The organism is Pinirhizobacter sp., assembly GCF_035317885.1.
GTDB lineage: Bacteria > Pseudomonadota > Gammaproteobacteria > Xanthomonadales > Rhodanobacteraceae > Pinirhizobacter.
The window spans coordinates 1-5,418 of the sequence record NZ_DATHFX010000508.1; the positions used below are offsets into that span (position 1 = coordinate 1).

A 5,418-nucleotide genomic window follows, 5' to 3' on the forward strand; every position below is an offset into this window, starting at 1 on the left:
CCGCTGTGGCGATGACGAAAGGTGACGTGGCGGTTCCACCACCAGGTGAAAGTGGCGGCGAAAGTGAACGACACCGCGCGGGCCGGATACACGTGCCAACCCGCCCAGGCCACCAGCGCCTGCACGACGGATGCATCGATGGCCAGTCCAAGCAGGCCCCCTGCCGCGAAACCCATCAGTTCCTGGCGCAGGCGGGTCATCCGCCGAAGACGGCCTGCATTTTCGAAGCGTCCGGAAGTTCAATCACGCCGCGCTCGGTGACCAGGGCATCGATCAGGGCGGCCGGGGTAACATCGAATACCGGGTTCCAGGCCTCGGCCCCTTCTACCACCGTGCGCGTTCCCGACATCGACAACAGTTCGGTAGCATCGCGCAGTTCTATCTCGATGTCGTCGCCGTCGGCGGTAGCCATGTCGACCGTGGTGGACGGCGCCACCACCATGAACTTCACGCCATGGTGCCTGGCGGCAATGGCGAGCTGGTAGGTGCCGATCTTGTTGGCGGTGTCGCCATTGGCGGCGATGCGGTCGGCGCCCACCACGACCCACTGCACCGCGCCGGACTTCATCAGGTGCGAAGCGGCCGAATCGGCCACCAGCCGCGCGGGAATGCCGTCGTTGACCAGTTCCCACATGGTAAGGCGCGCACCTTGCAGCCAAGGGCGCGTCTCGCCCGCGAACACCTGGGCGATGCGGCCTGCGGAAACGCCGGCGCGAATCACGCCCAGGGCGGTGCCGAAACCCGCCGTGGCCAGCGAACCGGTGTTGCAATGGGTCATCACGCCCGAACCCGGGGTGATCAGGGCCGCGCCGAGTTCGCCCATGCGCCGGTTGGCGGCGAGGTCTTCGTCCTGGATGGCCTGGGCTTCGGCCTGGAGTGCCGCAGCGTCGGCACCGGCATCCAGACGCGATTTCATGCGGTCCAGCGCCCACATCAGATTGACCGCCGTGGGCCGGGCCGCCCGCAACATGGCCATGGCCGCGGGCATCGGTTCGCCAACGCGCGCGGCCAGGACCACGCCCCATGCCGCGGCGATGCCGATGGCGGGAGCGCCGCGAACGGCGAGGTCCTTGATCGCCGCGGTGACGTCACTGGCCTCCCGACAGTCGATCCAGACCGACTGCGCAGGCAGCTTCCTCTGGTCGAGGAGGCGCAGGTGGTCGCCGTACCACTGCACGGCGCGGATGGAATCGTGGGCGGTGGAGTTCATCCCCGCATTATGCGCGATCGTCCTGCGCTTACCCACTGCCTTGCCGCCTACGGGGAAATCAGCGGCCACTGACGCGAAATGGGGAAATGCCGTTGCATGTGCCGTGGCATCATTTTTCGGCCCCACCGACAAGGATGACATCCGATGAACGCGAACGGAAACGACAATCGTGACTCGCGACGAAAGTTCCTCACCCGTAGCGCCACGCTGCTTGCCGCGGGTGCGGCATTGCCGGCACTACCCGCCCTGGCTAGCAACCTGCGCGGGCAAGGTCCGGCTACACCTGCCAGCAACCCGATAGCCACCAATCCCATGCTCCAACGCCTGCACGTGAACGCCTTCGGCAGCGAAACCGTGATCAACGACCTGCGCCAGGCAGTCGCCGCGATGCTGGCACTCCCCCCGGAAGACCCGCGCAACTGGTATCGACAAGCGTTGGTCCACGTGCTGGATTGCCCACACGGCAATGCGTGGTTTTTGCCCTGGCATCGAGGCTATATCTACTGGTTCGAATCCATTGCGCGCAGACTCCTGAAGAAACCGTCGTTCGCACTACCTTATTGGGACTGGACAAGCGCTCCGGAAATGCCAGCGGCGCTCTTCGGCGGCGACGTGCTCGATACAAACACCCAAGGTTTTATCCACGACTTCCCAACCTTCGATCTTAAGTTCCGCAAACCGATGGAAACGTTCTGGAAGGGCCTCACCCAACAGCAGCGCGTCCAGCTCGAACAGCGCGGTTTCGCCAACTTCGAGATGTTCTGGGCGGCTGTTCACGCCTATTTTTGTCCGGGCACCAGGCGCAAGATCGGTGCCGGCAACCGCCAGCTACCCCCTGTCGCCCGCGATGCGGTTTCGCTTCCCACCCTGATCAACGCACTGGCGCCACCCACCTTGTTCGAGTTCGGCGGAAGCCTGGTCGCCCAGCACAGCAATATGGGTGGCACGCCCGGCATGCTCGAAAGCCAGCCGCATGACCTCGTCCATGACGCGGTGGGTGGCTACATGGGTGACATGCTGTCAGGGAGCGATCCGACGTTCTGGCTTCATCACTGCAACGTCGACCGGCTTTGGGACGTCTGGATGCAGCGCCAGGGACTTATCTCCCAGGACGGCCCCGCAGCGTGGCGCAACGAGCCTTTCCTGTTCTTCTGCGACGAGAATGGCAAAATGGTCAACAGCATTGCCGGGGACTACGTCAGCAGCAGGGAGCTCGGTTACACCTTCCAGGCATCGACGCCCATTCCCACCGCACTATCGCGGCCGGCCAATGCTGCGTGGCCGGCGATGTTCGGGTGCCAGCTGAAATCCACGGACCTCGCGATCAATGGCAGCGTCATGGCCAGTGTCGAGCCAGGGCTGCTCGCCTGCGACGCTTTCGAACGAAACTACCCGACGGCCATCGTGATCGACCTGGATCGTCCCGAAGACCCGGCCGCCTGGCACTTCAAGGTTGACATCAAGATCGACGACGACTCCTCGAGCGAGCTCGTGCACTGTGGGCATGCGTCATTCTTTGGTTCCATGGGGGCGCGCCGCCCGGGCGATATGAAGCATCGTGGGCAGCTGAAGATTGGCATAGCCGATGGCATGAGCAAGTGCCTGGCCGGATCCAGTCCTGGCGCGCGGCGATTCTCCATCCTCGTTCGCGCGCAGCGCGCGGGCAGCAGCTCGCCCACTGAGATCCTCAAAATGTACCGCATCGAGCTGATCTCGCTCTAGCGCCATTGGGCGATCGATCAGCGTACCCGTAGCCAGTCGTGGATGGCCGGGGGCACCTCGCGTTGGGCGCGACCGGAAACATAAATGCCGATATGGCCACCCTTGAAAGCAAGTTCGCTGTAATCGGCACTTCCCGTGGCATCGCGCAGGGCCAGGGACGATGCCGGGGGCACCAGGTGATCGAGTTCGGCATAGATGTTGAGAATCGGTTTGGTCAGGGTGGCAAGATCCACGCGCCGCCCATCTAGCATCACCTGGCCCTTCACCAGCTTGTTGGCCTGGAAAAAATCGGTGGTAAACCGGCGAAAGGCTTCGCCCGCCTGGTCGGGCGAGTCGAAGATCCATTTTTCCATGCGCAGGAAGTTGGCCACGTCCGCCGGCTTGTCCAGGATGTCCACCATGCCGACGTACTTCTGCTGCATCAGCCGCCACGGCTTGAGCGTCAGGAACACATGGTTCATCAGTTCGGCGGGGATATTGCCGAAGCTGTGCACCATGGCGTCGATGTCGATGTTGCGCGCCCAGTGCGACAGCATGCTGTCACCCGCATGGAAATCGACCGGCGTGACCATGGTGATGAGGTTGCGGACCTTTTCCGGATGCAGCGCCGTGTAGCAAAGGGAGAACGTACCGCCCTGGCAGATACCCAGCAGGTTCAATGGCTCCTTGCCGTGCCGCCCGCGTACCACGTCGATGCAACGGTCCAGGTAGCCCAGGATGTAGTCTTCCAGGTCCAGCCAGCGATCAGCGGCATCGGGAAAGCCCCAGTCGATCAGGTACACATCCTCGCCCTGCGCCAGCAGGTTGCGCACCAGCGAGCGGTCGTCCTGCAGGTCCACCATCCACGGCGTGTTGACCAGGGCGTAGCAGACCAACAGCGGCGTCCTGGCCGTCGGTGGTTCTTCGCCGCGGAAATGCCATAACGTGAGCTTGTCTTCGCGGTATACGGCCTCACGCGGCGTACTGCCGTAACTCACCGGCCCAGGCTGTCGCCATGTAGCCAGGCCGTTGACAATCTTGCGCTGGAACGCGGCCAGTTCCTCGTGCAGGCGCTCAGGATCGATTGGAAAGGGAAGATCCATGCTCAGCGCTTGGCCTTGCCCGCCGGCTTCTTCGCCGACGTGGCCTTCGCCGCTGGCCTCGCCCGCGTGGTTCCCTTCTTCGCCGAAGGAGATGCTGGCCCCACGCCCGGCGTCACCGTGGCGACCTGCGCACGAAGGGAAGCCACTTCGCGCCGCAGGTCCTGGATGCCGCGGGACAGCGCGTCGAGGTCGCCGCGACTGGGGATGCCCATCTGCTCACCGACGCGGGCAAACTGGTCTTGCTGCATCGTGCGCACCCGCACCTGGGCATTGGCCAGGGCGCCATAAGCCTCGCTGAATTCTCCCGACAGGGCAGCGTCGTTATAGGCCTCCTCGACCACTTCCACCCAGGCGTCGTAGAGCGAACGCATCGTGGGCACATCACCCTTTCCCGCGCCCGCCATCCGCTGTTGCAGCGAGGCGAGGCCCCGTGCCTGCACCTGGCCCAGCAGGGCCTGGTAACGCTGCTGTTTGGCGGCGAGGTCGGCAAGCGCCTCGAACAGGGCCCGCTGGTCGGCCTGGGCAGCGGCGTTCGAGCTGCCCGCCGGGTCGCCCAGCCATTCCCGCGTGGCAAGCAACCAGGCCTGGAAGCGCTGCTGGGAGTCATCACCCGACCACTGGGCAAGCGCGGGCGGCGGTATCCACGCCGGCGTCCCTGGTGCCGCCTTGGAAACACTGGCGATATTTGACTCAAGCCATCGGGTGTAATCGTCGATGCCATCGAGCATGCGTGCCACAGCAGCCTTTTCGTCCATGCCGGGCGTGGCCTTGGGGTCGACCTGGCGTAGCCAGGTTTCCCAGCCGTCGCGCAGCAGCGACTGGTAGGCATCGAGGAAATCGGGAGCGGGCCGTGTCATGGAGTGATCATGTCTCGAAAATCATATGCTAACAAACGAAAAGCCCGGCATCTTGCGAGGCCGGGCTTTCCTTTTACCGGGAGGCAACCGTCGTTAGACGGCGGCTTCGTCTTCGGTGACAGCCTTCATCGACAGGCGGATGCGGCCCTGCTTGTCTACTTCCAGCACCTTGACCTTGACGAGATCGCCTTCCTTCAGCTTGTCGGAGACTTTCTCGACACGCTCGGAGGAGATCTGCGACACATGCACCAGGCCGTCCTTGCCCGGCATGATGGTCACGAACGCGCCGAAGTCCATCAGCTTGGCGACCTTGCCCTCGTAGATGCGGCCCGGCTCGACGTCCGAGACGATCTGCTCGATGCGCTTGCGGGCGGCTTCGGCCGCTTCGCGGTTGACCGATGCGATGACGACGTTGCCGTCGTCGGTGATGTCGATGGTGGTGCCGGTTTCTTCGGTGATCGAGCGGATGGTGGCGCCGCCCTTGCCGATGACTTCGCGGATCTTGTCCGGGTGGATCTTGATGGTGAGCAGGCGCGGGGCGTACTCG

Annotated in this window: 6 protein-coding genes; 1 reads left to right on the forward strand and 5 read right to left on the reverse strand. The window is 64.0% G+C overall.

What is annotated here, in order from left to right; genetic code table 11:
• Both VK519_RS16680 and mtnA read right to left on the reverse strand, forming a co-directional pair.
• The coding region (locus VK519_RS16680; protein WP_324351620.1) for a GtrA family protein at positions 1-200 on the reverse strand (200 nt) is incomplete at its 3' end.
• Complete coding sequence (gene mtnA, locus VK519_RS16685; protein WP_324351622.1) at positions 197-1,210, reverse strand: S-methyl-5-thioribose-1-phosphate isomerase; 1,014 nt, start codon at positions 1,208-1,210, stop codon at positions 197-199. The genes VK519_RS16680 and mtnA, both read right to left, overlap by 4 nt.
• Before the next feature lie 144 nt (positions 1,211-1,354).
• Between mtnA and VK519_RS16690 the strand changes: the two genes are divergently transcribed.
• Positions 1,355-2,932, forward strand: a complete 1,578-nt coding sequence (locus tag VK519_RS16690) for a tyrosinase family protein (RefSeq protein WP_324351624.1) — start codon at positions 1,355-1,357, stop codon at positions 2,930-2,932.
• Positions 2,933-2,949: 17 nt separating this feature from the next.
• Here the strand turns inward: VK519_RS16690 and phaC are convergent, their stop codons facing one another.
• The 3 genes from phaC to VK519_RS16705 form a co-directional block, all read right to left on the reverse strand.
• Positions 2,950-4,014 (reverse strand): class III poly(R)-hydroxyalkanoic acid synthase subunit PhaC, encoded by a 1,065-nt coding sequence (gene phaC, locus VK519_RS16695; RefSeq protein WP_324351626.1) that lies wholly within the window; start codon positions 4,012-4,014, stop codon positions 2,950-2,952.
• A gap of 2 nt (positions 4,015-4,016) precedes the next feature.
• The gene (locus VK519_RS16700) at positions 4,017-4,871 is read right to left on the reverse strand and encodes a poly(R)-hydroxyalkanoic acid synthase subunit PhaE (RefSeq protein WP_324351628.1); all 855 of its coding nucleotides are present in this window, start codon (positions 4,869-4,871) and stop codon (positions 4,017-4,019) included.
• A 93-nt stretch (positions 4,872-4,964) separates the two neighbouring features.
• Positions 4,965-5,418 (reverse strand): S1 RNA-binding domain-containing protein (locus VK519_RS16705; protein WP_324351630.1); only part of this gene is annotated, 454 nt, incomplete at its 5' end.